Annotated in this window: 20 protein-coding genes; 11 read left to right on the top strand and 9 right to left on the bottom strand. The window is 46.2% G+C overall.

All coding sequences use genetic code 11. The features are described from left to right. Positions 1 to 17 precede the first annotated feature (17 nt). The 4 genes from leuB to EL309_RS10240 all read left to right on the top strand — a co-directional run bounded on the left by leuB (position 18) and on the right by EL309_RS10240 (position 3,599). Positions 18 to 1,088 (top strand): 3-isopropylmalate dehydrogenase, encoded by a 1,071-nt coding sequence (gene leuB, locus EL309_RS10255; protein WP_004283398.1) that lies wholly within the window; start codon positions 18 to 20, stop codon positions 1,086 to 1,088. 142 nt (positions 1,089 to 1,230) lie between these two features. Continuing rightward, positions 1,231 to 2,406 (top strand): 8-amino-7-oxononanoate synthase, encoded by a 1,176-nt coding sequence (bioF, locus tag EL309_RS10250; RefSeq protein WP_004286307.1) that lies wholly within the window; start codon positions 1,231 to 1,233, stop codon positions 2,404 to 2,406. Then, positions 2,378 to 3,160 carry a malonyl-ACP O-methyltransferase BioC gene (bioC, locus tag EL309_RS10245; RefSeq protein WP_004283400.1) on the top strand — a complete coding sequence of 261 codons (783 nt, stop codon included), beginning with the start codon at positions 2,378 to 2,380 and terminating at the stop codon, positions 3,158 to 3,160. Before bioF ends, bioC begins: the two co-directional genes overlap by 29 nt. A 148-nt stretch (positions 3,161 to 3,308) precedes the next feature. Continuing rightward, positions 3,309 to 3,599 (top strand): hypothetical protein, encoded by a 291-nt coding sequence (locus tag EL309_RS10240; protein WP_004283402.1) that lies wholly within the window; start codon positions 3,309 to 3,311, stop codon positions 3,597 to 3,599. Between the two features lie 194 nt (positions 3,600 to 3,793). On the opposite strand, the gene EL309_RS10235 is transcribed toward EL309_RS10240, so the two are convergent. Continuing rightward, positions 3,794 to 4,000 (bottom strand): (2Fe-2S)-binding protein, encoded by a 207-nt coding sequence (locus tag EL309_RS10235; RefSeq protein ID WP_004283404.1) that lies wholly within the window; start codon positions 3,998 to 4,000, stop codon positions 3,794 to 3,796. 507 nt (positions 4,001 to 4,507) lie between these two features. On the opposite strand from EL309_RS10235, the gene EL309_RS10230 reads away from it, so the two are divergent. Together EL309_RS10230 and EL309_RS10225 are read left to right on the top strand one after the other, a co-directional pair. Then, complete coding sequence (locus EL309_RS10230) at positions 4,508 to 5,677, top strand: ATP phosphoribosyltransferase regulatory subunit (RefSeq protein WP_004283406.1); 1,170 nt, start codon at positions 4,508 to 4,510, stop codon at positions 5,675 to 5,677. A gap of 50 nt (positions 5,678 to 5,727) precedes the next feature. Next, on the top strand, positions 5,728 to 7,026 hold the full coding sequence (locus EL309_RS10225) for an adenylosuccinate synthase (protein WP_004283407.1): 1,299 nt from the start codon (positions 5,728 to 5,730) through the stop codon (positions 7,024 to 7,026). A 125-nt stretch (positions 7,027 to 7,151) separates the two neighbouring features. On the opposite strand, the gene metW is transcribed toward EL309_RS10225, so the two are convergent. Together metW and metX are read right to left on the bottom strand one after the other, a co-directional pair. Beyond that, positions 7,152 to 7,733, bottom strand: coding sequence for a methionine biosynthesis protein MetW (gene metW / locus EL309_RS10220; protein WP_004283415.1), 582 nt, complete (start codon positions 7,731 to 7,733; stop codon positions 7,152 to 7,154). Further along, the gene (gene metX, locus EL309_RS10215) at positions 7,730 to 8,869 is read right to left on the bottom strand and encodes a homoserine O-succinyltransferase MetX (RefSeq protein ID WP_004283417.1); all 1,140 of its coding nucleotides are present in this window, start codon (positions 8,867 to 8,869) and stop codon (positions 7,730 to 7,732) included. Before metX ends, metW begins: the two co-directional genes overlap by 4 nt. 53 nt (positions 8,870 to 8,922) lie before the next feature. Between metX and EL309_RS10860 the strand changes: the two genes are divergently transcribed. Then, positions 8,923 to 9,135 carry a protein MIGRI gene (locus EL309_RS10860; RefSeq protein WP_408634022.1) on the top strand — a complete coding sequence of 71 codons (213 nt, stop codon included), beginning with the start codon at positions 8,923 to 8,925 and terminating at the stop codon, positions 9,133 to 9,135. Between the two features lie 237 nt (positions 9,136 to 9,372). On the opposite strand, the gene rplI is transcribed toward EL309_RS10860, so the two are convergent. The 4 genes from rplI to rpsF are packed head-to-tail and all read right to left on the bottom strand — an operon-like array spanning position 9,373 to position 10,754. Continuing rightward, positions 9,373 to 9,825: a 50S ribosomal protein L9 gene (gene rplI / locus EL309_RS10210; RefSeq protein WP_004283420.1), complete on the bottom strand. Its 453-nt coding sequence runs from the start codon at positions 9,823 to 9,825 to the stop codon at positions 9,373 to 9,375. A gap of 18 nt (positions 9,826 to 9,843) precedes the next feature. Further along, complete coding sequence (rpsR, locus tag EL309_RS10205; protein ID WP_004283421.1) at positions 9,844 to 10,074, bottom strand: 30S ribosomal protein S18; 231 nt, start codon at positions 10,072 to 10,074, stop codon at positions 9,844 to 9,846. Between the two features lie 5 nt (positions 10,075 to 10,079). Then, entirely contained in the window at positions 10,080 to 10,376 is a 297-nt protein-coding gene (gene priB / locus EL309_RS10200) for a primosomal replication protein N (RefSeq protein ID WP_004283423.1), read from the bottom strand. Between the two features lie 6 nt (positions 10,377 to 10,382). Next, positions 10,383 to 10,754, bottom strand: coding sequence for a 30S ribosomal protein S6 (rpsF, locus tag EL309_RS10195; protein WP_004283424.1), 372 nt, complete (start codon positions 10,752 to 10,754; stop codon positions 10,383 to 10,385). Positions 10,755 to 11,206: 452 nt separating this feature from the next. On the opposite strand from rpsF, the gene EL309_RS10190 reads away from it, so the two are divergent. Then, the gene (locus EL309_RS10190; protein ID WP_004283425.1) at positions 11,207 to 12,418 is read left to right on the top strand and encodes a mechanosensitive ion channel family protein; all 1,212 of its coding nucleotides are present in this window, start codon (positions 11,207 to 11,209) and stop codon (positions 12,416 to 12,418) included. Beyond that, the gene (gene nudB / locus EL309_RS10185) at positions 12,415 to 12,858 is read left to right on the top strand and encodes a dihydroneopterin triphosphate diphosphatase (protein WP_004283426.1); all 444 of its coding nucleotides are present in this window, start codon (positions 12,415 to 12,417) and stop codon (positions 12,856 to 12,858) included. The genes EL309_RS10190 and nudB overlap by 4 nt, the downstream gene beginning before the upstream one ends. Before the next feature lie 68 nt (positions 12,859 to 12,926). Here the strand turns inward: nudB and trmB are convergent, their stop codons facing one another. Both trmB and EL309_RS10175 read right to left on the bottom strand, forming a co-directional pair. Further along, positions 12,927 to 13,655, bottom strand: a complete 729-nt coding sequence (gene trmB / locus EL309_RS10180) for a tRNA (guanosine(46)-N7)-methyltransferase TrmB (protein WP_004283427.1) — start codon at positions 13,653 to 13,655, stop codon at positions 12,927 to 12,929. Positions 13,656 to 13,775: 120 nt separating this feature from the next. After that, a complete protein-coding gene (locus EL309_RS10175) occupies positions 13,776 to 13,985 on the bottom strand; it encodes a hypothetical protein (protein ID WP_004283428.1) in 210 nt (69 codons plus the stop codon). Between EL309_RS10175 and EL309_RS10170 the strand changes: the two genes are divergently transcribed. Together EL309_RS10170 and EL309_RS10165 are read left to right on the top strand one after the other, a co-directional pair. After that, positions 13,984 to 14,322, top strand: coding sequence for a P-II family nitrogen regulator (locus EL309_RS10170; protein ID WP_004283429.1), 339 nt, complete (start codon positions 13,984 to 13,986; stop codon positions 14,320 to 14,322). The genes EL309_RS10175 and EL309_RS10170 overlap by 2 nt on opposite strands. Before the next feature lie 63 nt (positions 14,323 to 14,385). Continuing rightward, entirely contained in the window at positions 14,386 to 14,913 is a 528-nt protein-coding gene (locus tag EL309_RS10165; protein ID WP_004283431.1) for a DUF2062 domain-containing protein, read from the top strand. Positions 14,914 to 14,934: the final 21 nt, after the last annotated feature.

Here is a 14,934-nt window from a genome sequence, read left to right as displayed (position 1 = left end):
GCAAAGGAAAATATTGCATGACCAAACAAATTGCCATTCTTCCCGGCGACGGCATCGGCCCCGAAATCATCGCCCAAGCCGTGCGCGTGTTAGACAAATTGATTTCAGACGGCCTCGATGTCCAGTATCAATACGCCCCGCTCGGTGGCGCCGCTTACGACGAATACGGCCACCCTTACCCCGAATTCACTCAAAAACTCTGCCGCGAAGCCGATGCCGTATTGCTCGGTGCCGTCGGCGGCCCGCAATACGACAATCTCGACCGCCCGCTCCGCCCCGAGCGCGGTTTGCTGGCCATCCGCAAAGATTTAAACCTGTTTGCCAACCTGCGCCCCGCCATCCTGTATAAAGAATTGGCCAATGCTTCCACGCTCAAACCCGAAGTGGTTGCGGGCTTGGATATTCTGATTGTGCGCGAACTCACCGGCGATATTTATTTCGGCGAACCGCGCGGCATCCGCACGCAGGAAAACGGCGAACGCGAAGGCTTCAACACCATGAAATACAGCGAAAGCGAAATCCGCCGCATCGCCAAAGTGTCGTTTGAAGCCGCACAAAAACGCAATAAAAAGCTGTGTTCGGTCGATAAAGCCAACGTATTGGAAACCACCGAATTGTGGAAAGAAATCTTTACCGAAACCGCTAAAGATTACCCTGACGTAGAACTTTCGCACATGTATGTCGACAACGCCGCCATGCAGCTTGTGCGCGCGCCGAAACAGTTTGACGTGATTGCCACCGGCAATATTTTCGGCGATATTCTGAGCGATCAGGCATCGATGCTGACCGGCTCTATCGGTATGCTGCCGTCTGCGTCTTTAAACGAAACCGGCAAAGGTTTGTACGAACCCTCGCACGGTTCCGCCCCCGATATCGCAGGCCAAGACAAAGCCAACCCGCTGGCAACCATTCTTTCGCTGGCAATGCTCGTGCGTTACAGCCTGAACGACGAAGCCGGAGCCAAACGCATCGAAAACGCCGTTCAAACCGTGTTGGAGCAAGGCTTCCGCACCGGCGATATTTTTGAAGAAGGCTGCAAACTCGTTTCCTGCTCCGAAATGGGCAATGCCGTTTTGAATGCGCTGTAATACCTAAAAACAGTCAAATTTATGTTTACAGGCCGTCTGAAAATTTCAGACGGCCTTTTTTATATATCGACATCATTCTTTGACATCAGTGACAAAAAACAACACACTATGCAAATTTGTATCATACAAGCCGTTTAACATTATGAGCTGGACAGCCTCTCTGCAAAACGAATTGGTTCTGCAACACCAAAAACAAGCCTACCGCACCCGAACACCGCGCCACGCCCAATCCGCATTACCCGATATCCATATCGACGGACAGGATTATTTGAATTTCGGCAGCAACGACTATCTGGGCCTAAGCCGAGACCCGGAAATCATCTCCGCATGGCAGCAGGCACTTGCCGAATACGGAACAGGCAGCGGCGGTTCTCCTTTAGTTACCGGCCATACCCACCTACATCAACAATTCGAGCAAGAACTTGCCGGTTGGCTCGGCTATTCCCGCGCCCTGCTGTTTCCCAGCGGTTACGCCGCCAATCAGGCGGTTTTACTCGGCCTGCTGAAAAAAAACGATGTTTTGATCGCAGATAAATATTGCCACGCCTCCATGCAGGAAGCCGCCATGTCCGGCCCTGCACAATACCGCCGTTTTCCCCACCAAAATCATGCCGCACTCGAACAGCAACTCAACCAATGCGAGAAACAACGCATTTTGGTTGCCAGCGAAGGGGTGTTCAGTATGGACGGAGACATTACAGATATAGGCCGTCTGAAAAAATTATGCCGGCAACACCATGCTTGGCTGATTATCGATGATGCACACGGCATCGGCGTATTAGGACGGGAAGGCATGGGCAGTACCGAGCATTGCCAAGCCAAACCGGATATCCTGATCGTTACCTTCGGCAAAGCGTTCGGACTCATGGGCGCAGCCATCTTATGCAACGATACCGTAGCGGAATATCTCACACAATTCGCCCGGCATCTGATTTACAGCACCGCCGTTCCGCCCGCCCAAGCCGTGGCACTTTCCACCGCCCTATGCCGCATACGGCAGGGAGACGAATTGCGCAAACGCTTAACAGACAATATCCGCTATTTTCAGACGGCCATCATCCAAGCAGGATTAGCCCACCGGCTTTTACCATCATCCACACCGATACAGCCGGTACTGTGCGGCGATAACGGCCACACCCTGAAAACCGCCGCCTTATTGCGCGCCAACCAACTATACATACCGGCAATACGCCCACCCACCGTTCCAAACGGACAAGCACGCCTACGCATTACCCTAACCGCCGCACACGAACACCGACACATCGACACACTGGTCGAAGGATTAATTCATGCTTTCCACGCAACAAACCAAAACTAAAATCGCCGAAACATTCAGTCTTGCCGCCGGCAGCTACGATTCCGCCGCCAATCTGCAACAAACAGTCGGCTCCCGGCTGCTTTCCCTTTTTACCGAACAATTTTCAGACGGCCTCTGGCATAAAAAAATTGCCGATATCGGCGCCGGAAGCGGTTGGTTCAGCCAAGCCATGCAGCAACAGCACGCTACTGTTTACGCACTCGACATCGCACCAGGCATGTTGTCCTATATTCAACAAAACCAACGAGCCGAACACACCATTCTTGCCGACGCAGAAACCCTGCCTTTAGCATCCGATTCGCTAAACGGCTGCTTCAGCAGCCTGGCATTACAATGGTGCAATCTTGGCCAAGCCGCCCAAGAAATGAAGCGCATAACACAAACCGGCGGGCACATCGCCGTCAGCACTTTAAGCAACGGCAGCCTCTGGCAATTAACTGAAGCATGGAAACACACCGACAACAATATCCATACCAACGAATTTCTCGACATAGAAACCATCTGCCAAGCTTTTCAAGGATTTACCCGAATCCGGCACCATAGTGAAACCGTTACCCAAGAATTCGATAGCGTGAAACAACTGCTGCAAGGACTGAAAAAAGTCGGTGCCAATCATGTCATCAACCGCACAACACCAGGGCTGACAGGCAAAAAAACATGGCAGAATTTTCAGACGGCCTATGAGCAATACCGAACACAGGAAGGCAGATATCCCTTGGATTACCAAGTGGTCTATATCATTGCAACCGTTTAAACACAAAGCGCCCCGCAAAACTGTAAAATCAGACGGCAACACCATAAAATTCCGTAAAAACGCAGCAAAACCTTGCCAAAATGCCGATTTATCCTATATTCTAAAAACGTAGCAAACGCTACAAACCCTTTAACACACAGGAAATACAATGAACAAAAGTAAAGTTTTTACCCTATTAGCCGCAACTGCTGCCCTGTCTTTCGGCGTAAAAGCTTACGCAGCCAAAGAAATCAAAATCGCCGACAACAATACACCATATACAGCAAGTGACGTACAGCAACTAGCCTCCACAGCAGTTAGCATGGGCGTCGGCGAACCCGTTAACCTTAATCTTACCAACGGCACCCTGACCGTAACCGGAAGCAACCACACCAGTTGCCAATTTAAAGTAGGCGAAGGTGACAAACCTAAAATCCAAGGTTTGAGCTGTAAAAAATAATTTCGTTTGCTTTCAAATTACACATCAAAGCAAACTTATTTAAACAGTCATAAAACAAAACACCGGCTTCCGAATTATGGAAGCCGGTGTTTCTTCAACCGATAAATATATCCTACACAAACAATAAAACCGCCTGGTTTTAAACAAAAGACGGTTTTACTAAAAACTTGTCAAACAAACATTAAAAACAAAATTCAGCTTTGAACATTAATACCGGCAATGACAGTACTGCTTTGGCTTTGAGCGGCATTGCTTAAATAAGAAGACGCTACCTCGCTGCAACAACCGCAACAAGTAGCCACACCCAATTGCGCCTGCAAATCGCTCAACGAAGAAGCGCCGGCAGCAATAGTTTCCTTGATTTGATGATCAGTAATTGCGTTGCAGATACAAACAAACATGGCGTGCCCCCAATCTAAACTTGATTAAATCAGTTTACAATTGATACTTAATTTCATTTTTACCCAATGATAAATAAAAACGATTACCGTTGCAAGTAATTATTAATGTAAATTAGTACATTAAATTTATTCAATATATCCATTACCCTACATCCCGATACAAACACTAAAAAATATAAAATAAAAACATAACCTTAAATTTGAAAAAAATATCAAACACAACATCCATCCTACCTCGTAACACCGGATTTTATGCTACCCCTACAATTTTCAGACGGCCTCATCGGGAACTTTGGCAGCCAATCCATACAAATTCCGTTTTTTCAGAAAAAACAGACTGCATCAAATGCCTTTTTATGTTAAAGTCTGATTTTAATTATTCTGCGGTTTACACCGCCATTCGAATGGACTGTTTAAATTTAAAATCTGGAAACAATAAGCGATCACTCAAGCTTGTCCGGTTTTAAGCTTAAACAGTCCTTTATCATGTTTAATTAAAGGAAATCCATGAAATCCTGGCAATTACCCGAACATATTGCCGACATTCTCCCGTCGACTGCACGACAACTGGAAAGCGCTAGGGAAGAATTGTTGGCTCTATTCCGTGTTCATGGTTACGAATTGGTACAACCGCCGCTCATGGAATACAGCACGTCCCTGCTGACCCGAATAGACAACGGCCTATCGTTAAAAACTATTCGCGTGGTTGATCAAATCAGTGGCCGCCAATTGGGTATACGGGCAGATATCACTCCCCAAGTTGCACGTATCGATGCACACCTTTTGTCTGCGAATAACGGCATAAACCGCTTGTGTTACGCCGGTTCGGTTCTCCATGCCCGCCCGGAAGGTTTATTGAGCACCCGCGAACCGCTACAGATAGGGGCTGAGCTTTATGGCTTCAAAGGTATAGAAGCCGATGTCGAATTAATCGACCTAATGTTAAAAAGTTTGAAAATCGGCGGCATGGCAGACATTCTGCTGTCATTAGGCCATATAGGCGTATTCCGTGCTTTAGCTTCGGCAGCAAACTTGGATCAAGAACAATCCTCCCGTTTGTTGGAATTGATGCAGGATAAAGATACCGAAGCAGTAGCAGAGCGGGTTAAAGCATGGAGGTTGGACGGCATGTGGTCAAAAGCCTTCACTCTTCTTCCGACACTTTACGGCGGGCGCGAAGTTTTACAATATGCACGTGAAAAGCTTCCGGATTTATTTGCTGTCAAAACAGCACTGGATGATTTACAAGCCATCTGTAACGCATTTCCACAACAAAAAGTGCATATTGATTTATCCGAACTGCGTGTCGACAATTACCATACCGGTTTACTGTATGCCGCTTACGGCAATAATTCACACAATGCCGTAGCTCGTGGCGGACGCTACGACGATCTGGGCCAACATTTCGGAAGAGCCCGACCGGCTACCGGTTTCAGCTTTGATTTGCGTGCTTTCACAGATCATCTGCCTAAGCATGAACGCCCAAAAGTCATCATGGTTAATTATCAGGATGTTTCGGAAGCGCGAGATACAATCGAAAGATTACGCAAACAAGGGCAATGCGTTGTTATTGATTATGGCTTGAAGTCTAATGTTTCACATATCTGTACAGGACGTTTGGCCAAACAGAACGGTGAATGGATCGTGTCCGAAAACAACATCCATTCTGAAAATTAAAAACCCGAATATCCAATTTAAATCAATTTCTCAATTAAAGGTTTGAATAAATGGCTAAAAATGTAGTAGTAATCGGCGCCCAATGGGGTGATGAAGGCAAAGGCAAAATCGTTGACTGGTTGGCTGAAGAAACTTCGGGCGTAGTCCGTTTTCAAGGTGGCCACAATGCCGGACATACTTTGGTTGTCGGCGGCAAGAAAACCATTCTCCGCCTGATTCCAAGTGGCATTCTGCATGAAAAACTGGATTGCTTTATCGGGTCAGGCGTAGTAGTTAGCCCTGAAGCCCTGCTGGGAGAAATCGATGAGCTGAATGCAGCAGGCGTTAAAAATGTTGAAGGCCGTCTGAAAATTGCACCAACCTGTACTTTAATCCTGCCTTACCATATTGCATTAGACCAAGCCCGCGAAGCATCTCGCGGTAGCGGTAAAATCGGTACGACAGGACGCGGTATCGGCCCGGCTTACGAAGACAAAATAGCGCGCCGTTCTATCCGCATGGTAGATCTGTTTGATGTTGAGAAATTGAAAACCAAATTGCAAAGCAATATTGAATACTACAATGTCCAATTGGAGCACCTGCATAAAGCCGAACCAGTAAAATTCGAAGACGTGTTTGCTGTCATCGAAAAATTTGCTGACCGCATCAAACCTATGATTACCGATGTATCCAGCACGCTGTACGCAAAATATGAAAAAGGTGAAAAAGTGTTGTTTGAAGGTGCCCAAGGCACTTTATTGGACATTGACTACGGTACTTATCCGTTCGTCACTTCTTCCAACTGTTTAGCCGGTGCCGCCTCTGCCGGCGCGGGCGTGCCACCTCAAATGCTGAACTACGTTTTAGGCATTGTGAAAGCTTACACTACCCGTGTCGGTTCGGGTCCATTCCCTACCGAATTGTTTGACGATATCGGTGCAGGTTTGGCCAAACGCGGTCACGAATTCGGCTCGGTAACCGGTCGTGCGCGTCGCTGCGGCTGGTTTGATGCTGCCGCTTTAAAACGTTCTATTCAAGTCAACGGCATTTCAGGCATATGTATTACCAAACTGGATGTAATGGATGGTATTGAAAACATCAACATCTGTGTCGGTTACGAATTACCTGACGGAAGCAAAACCGACATTCTGCCCTTCGGCTCGGATGCAGTGGAAGGCTGCAAACCGATCTATGAAACCATGCCCGGTTGGACAGAATCCACTTTCGGCGTGAAAGAATTCAACAAGCTTCCAGAAAATGCAAAAGCATACTTAAAACGTATAGAAGAAGCATGTGGAGCACCGATAGCAATCGTTTCAACCGGTCCGGACCGCGAAGAAACCATCGTATTGCAACATCCGTTTGCTTAACTTGATAAGCCATAAAAAAGCTGCCGAATTTTCCGGCAGCTTTTTTATATAAAAAATACACATCTCAACACTAAACGGGATAATGGCACACCGGCTAATTTTTCAAGTTAAACGTATTAATCTAATCAACCTACTCGGTAAAAAGCCAAGCTCCCCAATAAATTAGGCATTTTTTCTATCCGCTTACCAGCCGTCATCACCGCCCTTTCTAAAACCCGGATATTGTTTTTCGCGCATAAAGCATCAAAATCATGTAACGTACACCAATGAATATTCGGCGTGTTATACCATTGGTAAGGCATTCTCTCGCTAACAGGCATATGTCCGCCCAATGCAATCTGGAGTCTGTTTCTCCAATAACCAAAGTTTGGAAACGATACAATCGCCTGTTTCGCCACTCGAGTCAAATCCCTCAAAATATCCTCTGTATTCTGCATCGCTTGAATAGTTTGGCTTAAGACAATAACATCAAAACTATTATCGTCGAAATCTCGCAAACCCTGCTCCAAATCAGCCTGGATAACGTTGACACCTCGCTCCATTGAGGCAATTACACCTTCAGTATCAATTTCCACACCGTAACCAGTACAATTTTTTCTCTTTACCAAAGCAGAAAGCAACTCGCCTTTACCGCAGCCTAAATCTAAAACCCTGCTATTTGCAGGAATCCAGTCGTAAATCAATTGCAAGTCATCGCGCAAATTCATGCCTGCAACTCCTTATAGATATTGTTGATATAAGCGCGAACCGCACGGATATAAGGTTCATCCGTCATCAGGAAAGCATCATGGCCATGATGAGATTCTACTTCGATATATTGAACCGACTTACCTGCCTTAATCAGATGTTTAACCAACGCCCTGGAACGCTCCGGTGCAAACCGCCAATCGGTACTGAAACTTGCCACAAAAAATTTGGCCTGAACAGTCTTCAAAGCTTCAGTCAGGTTATTGCCGAAAGCAGCAGCCGGCTCGAAATAATCCAAGGCTTTAGTCATACGCAGATAAGTATTGCCGTCAAAACGCTCCGCAAATTTATCGCCTTGATAACGCAGATAAGATTCAATTTCGAACTCAACGCCATAACCATAGCTGAGGCCGTCTGAACTTAACGTTCTGCCGAATTTTTTACCCAACCCCTCTTCGGCCAAATAAGTAATATGCCCCATCATGCGAGCAATGCGCAAACCTCGGCGCGGAATCGCATTAAACCGGCGGTAATGTCCATTATGAAATTCAGGATCTGTCAAAATCGCCTGGCGAGCAACATCATTAAATGCGATATTTTGCGCCGACAAACGCGTTGCCGAAGCAATAACCAAAGCATGGCGTACCCTACTTGGAAAATCAATCGTCCATTGCAGCGCCTGCATCCCGCCCAAGCTGCCGCCTACAATTGCCGCCCACTGTTCGATGCCCAAATAATCCGACAACATCGCTTGGCTTTTTACCCAATCCTTTACCGTTACCACAGGGAAATCTGCACCATATTCTTCACCTGTATCAGAGTTAATACTCAACGGTCCGGTACTGCCATGACAACCACCGAGATTATTCAAACCCACAACAAAAAAACGATTGGTATCGATAGGCTTCCCAGGCCCCACCATCGTATCCCACCAACCGGGATATTTATCCTCAACAGAATAACGGCCTGCTACATGATGGTTTCCCGACAAAGCATGACAAATCAAAACTGCATTATTTTTTTCAGCATTCAGCGCACCATAGGTTTCAATCATTAAATCAAAACGCGGTAAAGTCTGCCCGCTTTGTAAAACCAACGGGGTTTCAAACGCAATTTTTTCAGGAACTACAATTCCCATATCGGCATTCTGACTCATGATTATTAGGTAAAATCAACAAAAACGGTATTATAACGGTTTGACTGCCTTTTGTGCATGACAGGCTTTTTTCAGGCGGCATTCGGAGTAAAACAGTGATCAGTCGCATTCTACGTTTGATTTTGTTGGCCGCATTTATCGCTTTTATCATCCACCGACTTTTCAACCGGCAACAAAAACACGCATTACATGAAATCGTTAAAGTCTTTATAGTCGCAGCTTTATTGGCTTTAGCGTGGTATGCATGGTCTTATATAGTAAATTGATTATTTTCCAACCGACTAAAAAGCCCAAACCCTTAAAGGCCGTCTGAAATTCTCAGGTGCCCTTCAATAATTTTTTCATCTTCAATCAAATTGCCACTTTATTACAAAACCATGAAATAGCACAACAAACCAACGACACTTTTTTTAATGCTGAACAACAATATAAAAAACCGAATCCTTAAAGGATTCGGTTTTTTCGAGTTTAATACACTCAATGATTAAACTAATTTTTTGCTATTACTCAGCCAAAGCAACAACGGCTACAGTAATGGTTGCAACTGCATCGGTATGCAATGCTACTTCAACTTCGTATTCGCCAACAGCTTTTAAAGGGCCGTTAGGCAAACGTACATTTGCTTTTGCAGCATTAACACCGCTTTCAACGATAGCAGCAGCAATATCAGCATTGGTTACAGAACCGAACAGACGGCCATCAACACCGGCTTTTTGAGCTACTGTAATCGTAGTACCGTCCAATTTGGCTTTGCGTTCTTGGGCATCTTTCAGAATTTCAGCTTGCTTAGCTTCCAACTCAGCGCGGCGTGCTTCGAATTCTTTCATGTTTGCTTCAGTTGCACGTTTTGCTTTACCACTTGGGATCAAGAAGTTACGTGCATAACCGTTTTTAACGGTTACTACATCGCCCAGATTACCCAAACCACCGATTTTTTCTAACAGAATAATTTGCATCTTATCAATCTCCGTTAATTATTTATGTTGGTCGGTGTAAGGCAACAGCGCCAAGAAACGCGCGCGTTTAACCGCTACAGACAATTGGCGTTGGTAACCTGCTTTTGTACCGGTAATACGGGCAGGAATAATTTTACCGTTTTCTGAGATGAAGTCTTTCAACAGGTCTACTTGTTTGTAATCGACTTCTTGAATTTTTTCAGCCGTGAAACGGCAGAATTTTCTACGTTTGAATGATTGACGAGCCATGTCATTTAACCTTTATATTCTTTAATATTCTGTATTCGCAATACCGTTTTGGTATATTTCAGGCTTTTTTGAGTTAGAAAGCCTTCAACTTCCACCATGTCATTTATACGATACTGCCACAGCTCTGCTTGATTGCCGATGAGTCTTGCAGGTATATCAAACTTAACTAAACATTGTTGTCCGTTTTCAATTTGCCAAGATTCATGTTTTAACAGCAAATTTAAAACCGGAATACCTGCCGGGGTAAATCTTAATTCACCGCATTCGGCAATTTTTGCAGTAAGCCTTACAAAATTGTTCAATCTAAATTAAGCTTCAGCAGCAGCTTGTGCAGCTGCACCGGCCAACAAATTTTTAGACTTCTCTTCTTTCATCATCGGAGAAGCTTCGGTTACAGCATGTTTGGTTTTGATGGTCAGGTGACGCAATACAGCATCGTTGAAGCGGAATGCGGTTTCCAGCTCTTCAACAACTTCCGGAGAAGTTTCGATATTCATCAAAACATAGTGTGCTTTGTGGATTTTGTTGATCGGATAAGCCAATTGGCGACGACCCCAATCTTCCAGGCGGTGGATTTTACCGCCGGCTTCAGTAATCATGGTTTTGTAGCGCTCAACCATAGCGTTAACTTGCTCGCTTTGATCTGGATGAACGATAAACACGATCTCATAATGACGCATGTTATCTCCTTACGGCTAATAAAAGCCTTTTACCATGCGAAAGTAAAAGGCAAGGTTGTAAAAACGTGGCATTATAACCCAGTAAGAAACCTTACGCAAGTACGCTATTTTCTGACATTGACAATAAATATATTCAGCCGCATTCACATATCATTCATAATGTCTCATCATTTCCTCATCGGTACTAAAAGATAACGATTAGATGATTGATCTTTATAGACTTGATATATATAAGCTATAATCCGAAGTTTTTCACATTTTGCAACCAAACAAAATACAATTAAGTTATGGATACACACTCAACAGGCAACACTCTTCAATCTGTAGATGCTAATTTTCTTTCCGGTTTTTTCGCCAATCTTTTCGCCCGTAAGCAATTTACCACCCACCTTTTAGAGCGTAACTTCAACCAACCTATGGGATGGCTTGAATTGGGAATCGCTATATCATTAATGGTGTTAACATTTTTGCTTTCCCGTTACTTATGGAAAAAGCGCTTCGGGCCGTCTGAAGACAAGAAACGGCTTTTGCTGCATATTCTGCACCGTATGCTGTGGCCCTTGCTGTTGCTGATTACTGCCGTTCCTGCCCTGTTTATCTGGACTAAATTGGGGCATAACGCCATTTGGCTGCATTTACTTGCCATGGCGGCGCGCTGGATGATCCTTATCCGCCTTGTGTTAGCCGTTGTTAATGCCGCTCTGCCCGAAACCCGTATTTCCGACTGGCTGGAACGTTTTCTTTCCGGTGCATTATGGGTGGCTTTCCTTCTGTGGATTTCAGGCATCGACAATCTGATCATCCAATCTCTGCAATCGGTTTCCTTCTCAGTGGGAGCTGTAAATTTGAATCTTTATACGGTTTTAACCGGCTTGATTTGGTTGTCGCTGTTTATATTGTTGGCACTTTGGGCAGCCAAATTCATCGAGGTCAAATTGATGGAAAGCGAACGCTTGGATATTAATTTGAGAATCGTGCTTTCTAAAATCGTGAAAACCTTAATGCTGGTTTTCGGCGTATTGATTGCCCTGCCTTTAATCGGGATCGACCTAACCGTTTTATCTGTTTTCGGCGGTGCATTGGGTGTCGGTATCGGTTTCGGTTTGCAGAAAGTAGCCAGCAACTATATTTCGGGCTTTATTATTTTGGGCGACCGCTCAATCCGCCCCGGCGACCGGCTGACCGTAAACGATTTTACCGGCTACGTAACCAAAATCACTTCCCGTTTCGTGGTGCTGAAAAATGCCTCGGGTGCGGAAGCGCTGATTCCGAATGAGACCTTTGTAACTTCAACGGTAATCAACGAATCCTATACCAGTAAATCCCTGTGGCAAAGTCTGAATATCCAAGTTGCCTACAAAACCGATCTGCCACAGGCATTATCGCTGTTGGAGCAAGCCGCCGCTGCGCAAGAGCGCGTGGAAACTTCACCTGCTCCCAAAGCGGTCATTTTAAATTTCGGTGAAAACGGCATCGATTTACGTATCGGTTTTTGGGTAAAAGACCCTGAAAACGGCTTTGCGGTTTTATTTTCCGACATTATGTTTGACATCTGGCAGCGCTTTAAAGAAAACGATATCGAGTTCCCATTCCCGCAACGAGAAGTTAGGGTGTTGAACGACAGCGACAACGCCTTAACCCAAACTACTAAGGAACAGGCGTGAACAAGCCTTTAAAACAACCCGTTTCGGTTTTGGTTGTGCTGCACGACGGCCAAAACCGTATTCTGCTGATAGAGCGTGCTGCCAATCCCGGTTTTTGGCAGTCCGTAACCGGCAGTATCGAAATGGGCGAGATGCCGCAACAGACGGCGTTGCGGGAGGTTTGGGAAGAAACCGGCATCCGTCTTTCTGAACAGGTTTTAAACGACTGGCAACAAACCAATGTTTACGAAATCTACCACCATTGGCGGCACCGCTATCCCGAAGGGATCACGCACAATACCGAGCATGTGTTTTCAGCCTGCATTCCTGCCGATACACCCGTCTGCTTAAACCCTGATGAACATGCAGCCTATCAATGGCTGCCGGCCGAAGCGGCTGCGGAGAAAGTCTTTTCGCCTTCCAACCGGCAAGCGATATTGGACTTACACAAACACCGTTAATCCATCTTTCCCTTAAACCAAAGGCCGTCTGAAAATTTCAGACGGCCTATAATCATTCAAATCAATATTTACTGTTTACGGACGAATACCAAATCCCAAACACCGTGCCCCAAACGTTTGCCGCGTGCTTCAAATTTGGTTTCCGGACGGTAATCCGGGGTCGGCGCATAATGTTCTGCGGTGTTCTGCAAAGCTTCGAATCCCTGCAAAACTTCCAACATCTGCACCGCATATTCTTCCCAATCCGTCGCCAAATGGATATAACCGCCCACTTTCAACTTAGGCAGCAGTTTGGCCACAAAAGGCGTTTGAATCAGACGGCGTTTGTTGTGGCGTTTTTTATGCCACGGGTCGGGGAAAAAGATATGGATACCGTCCAAACTGCCGTCAGCCAACATATTTTCCACCACTTCCACCGCATCATGGCGCATCACGCGGATATTACCCAGCTGCTGTTCTTCGACCAGTTTCAATAGATTGCCGACGCCCGGGCCATGCACATCAATGGCCAAAAAGTCTTTTTCAGGCAAGCGCTTTGCGATTTCCGCCGTGGCCGTTCCCATACCGAAACCGATTTCGAGAATTTTCGGATTGTCGCGGTTAAAGCAACGGTTCAGATCGACAGGACTGCTTTGATAATCCACGCCGAATTGCGGCCACAAAGTATCAATCGCCCTTTGCTGCGCCGCCGTCATATGCCCCTGCCGCAACACAAAACTGCGGATACTGCGTTTAGGATCTTCCGAAACGGCACCGCCGTTTTCATCATGCAAGATAGAATCGTTTTGCTCAGTCATCTTATTTCAATACATTCAATATTTAATCGAAAACAAACCGCGCATTGTACTTGGCTTTTCCGGCAAATCCTATCTTTTTTCAGACGGCCTCAAAACACAGGCAGCCGATACAAGATTCACTCAAACGGTTTTCTTCATGACACCAATCCATGTTTGGCGAATCCGATTGAAGAAAACGCCCGTTTGTGCTAATTTTCCGCGCAAGCCGCCCGATAAAACCAACGCGGCCAAATGTTTATCCGACTCAAGCCACCCCATTCCAACTGAAAAGCCGGCATCCATGCCGTTGGCCGGATTGTTCAAACCATTTTCCCGAACGGAGTACATCATGAAAAAAATCGAAGCCATCATCAAACCTTTCAAACTCGACGACGTTCGCGAAGCCCTAACCGAGTTGGGCATTACCGGCATGACCGTCAGCGAAGTCAAAGGCTTCGGCCGCCAAAAAGGCCATACCGAAATTTACCGCGGCGCAGAATATGCCGTTGATTTCCTACCCAAAGTCAAAATCGAATTGGTGGTTGCCGACAGCGATGTCGAGCGCGTTACCGAAACCATTGTCGAAGTTGCCCGTTCCGGCAAAATCGGCGACGGCAAAATCTTTATCCTGCCCGTTGAAGAAGCCATCCGCATCCGTACCGGCGAACGCTCGGATGCCGCCGTCTAAATGCCCGCCGCTCCGACACAAACCGACCCAATATAACAACACAAACCCCTGGCACCGTCTCTCATGAATAAAAACAAATGGATACAGAAGCTGCCTACCAGAGAAAAAATCTTTGCTTCTCCCATATTCAAACCCTTTGCCCCGCGGTTTGAACACGACCACTATTGGGCATTGGACCGCGACCGCGTAGCACTGGCCGCCGCCATCGGCCTTTATTGCGGCATGATTCCCACGCCGTTTCAATTTATCTGCGCCTTCATACTCGCCTATTTCCTGCGCGCCCAACTGCCGGTCGCCCTGTTTTCCACGCTCTACACCAACCCTGTTACCCTCGTTCCCTTATATATTCTGGCTTACGAACTCGGCATTTGGATTCTGCAAGGCGACGTCGCCCATCCCGAACTCATCATGCCCGAATTGGGCAGCGAAAACTTTTGGCGCAACATCGGCACCTGGATAGCCACCTTCGGCAAACCCTGGCTGCTCGGCAGCATACTCATGGCTTCCACCTTTGCCGCCAGCGGCTATGCCCTGATACAGATTTTCTGGCGCTGGAAAGCCGGAAAAAAAAATCTCTCCGATTCCGAATGACTACTCAAAAGGCCGTCTGAA

The sequence above is a fragment of the Neisseria weaveri genome, from assembly GCF_900638685.1.
GTDB classification, from domain to species: domain Bacteria; phylum Pseudomonadota; class Gammaproteobacteria; order Burkholderiales; family Neisseriaceae; genus Neisseria; species Neisseria weaveri.
This window is presented reverse-complemented; position numbering and strand designations above follow the sequence as displayed.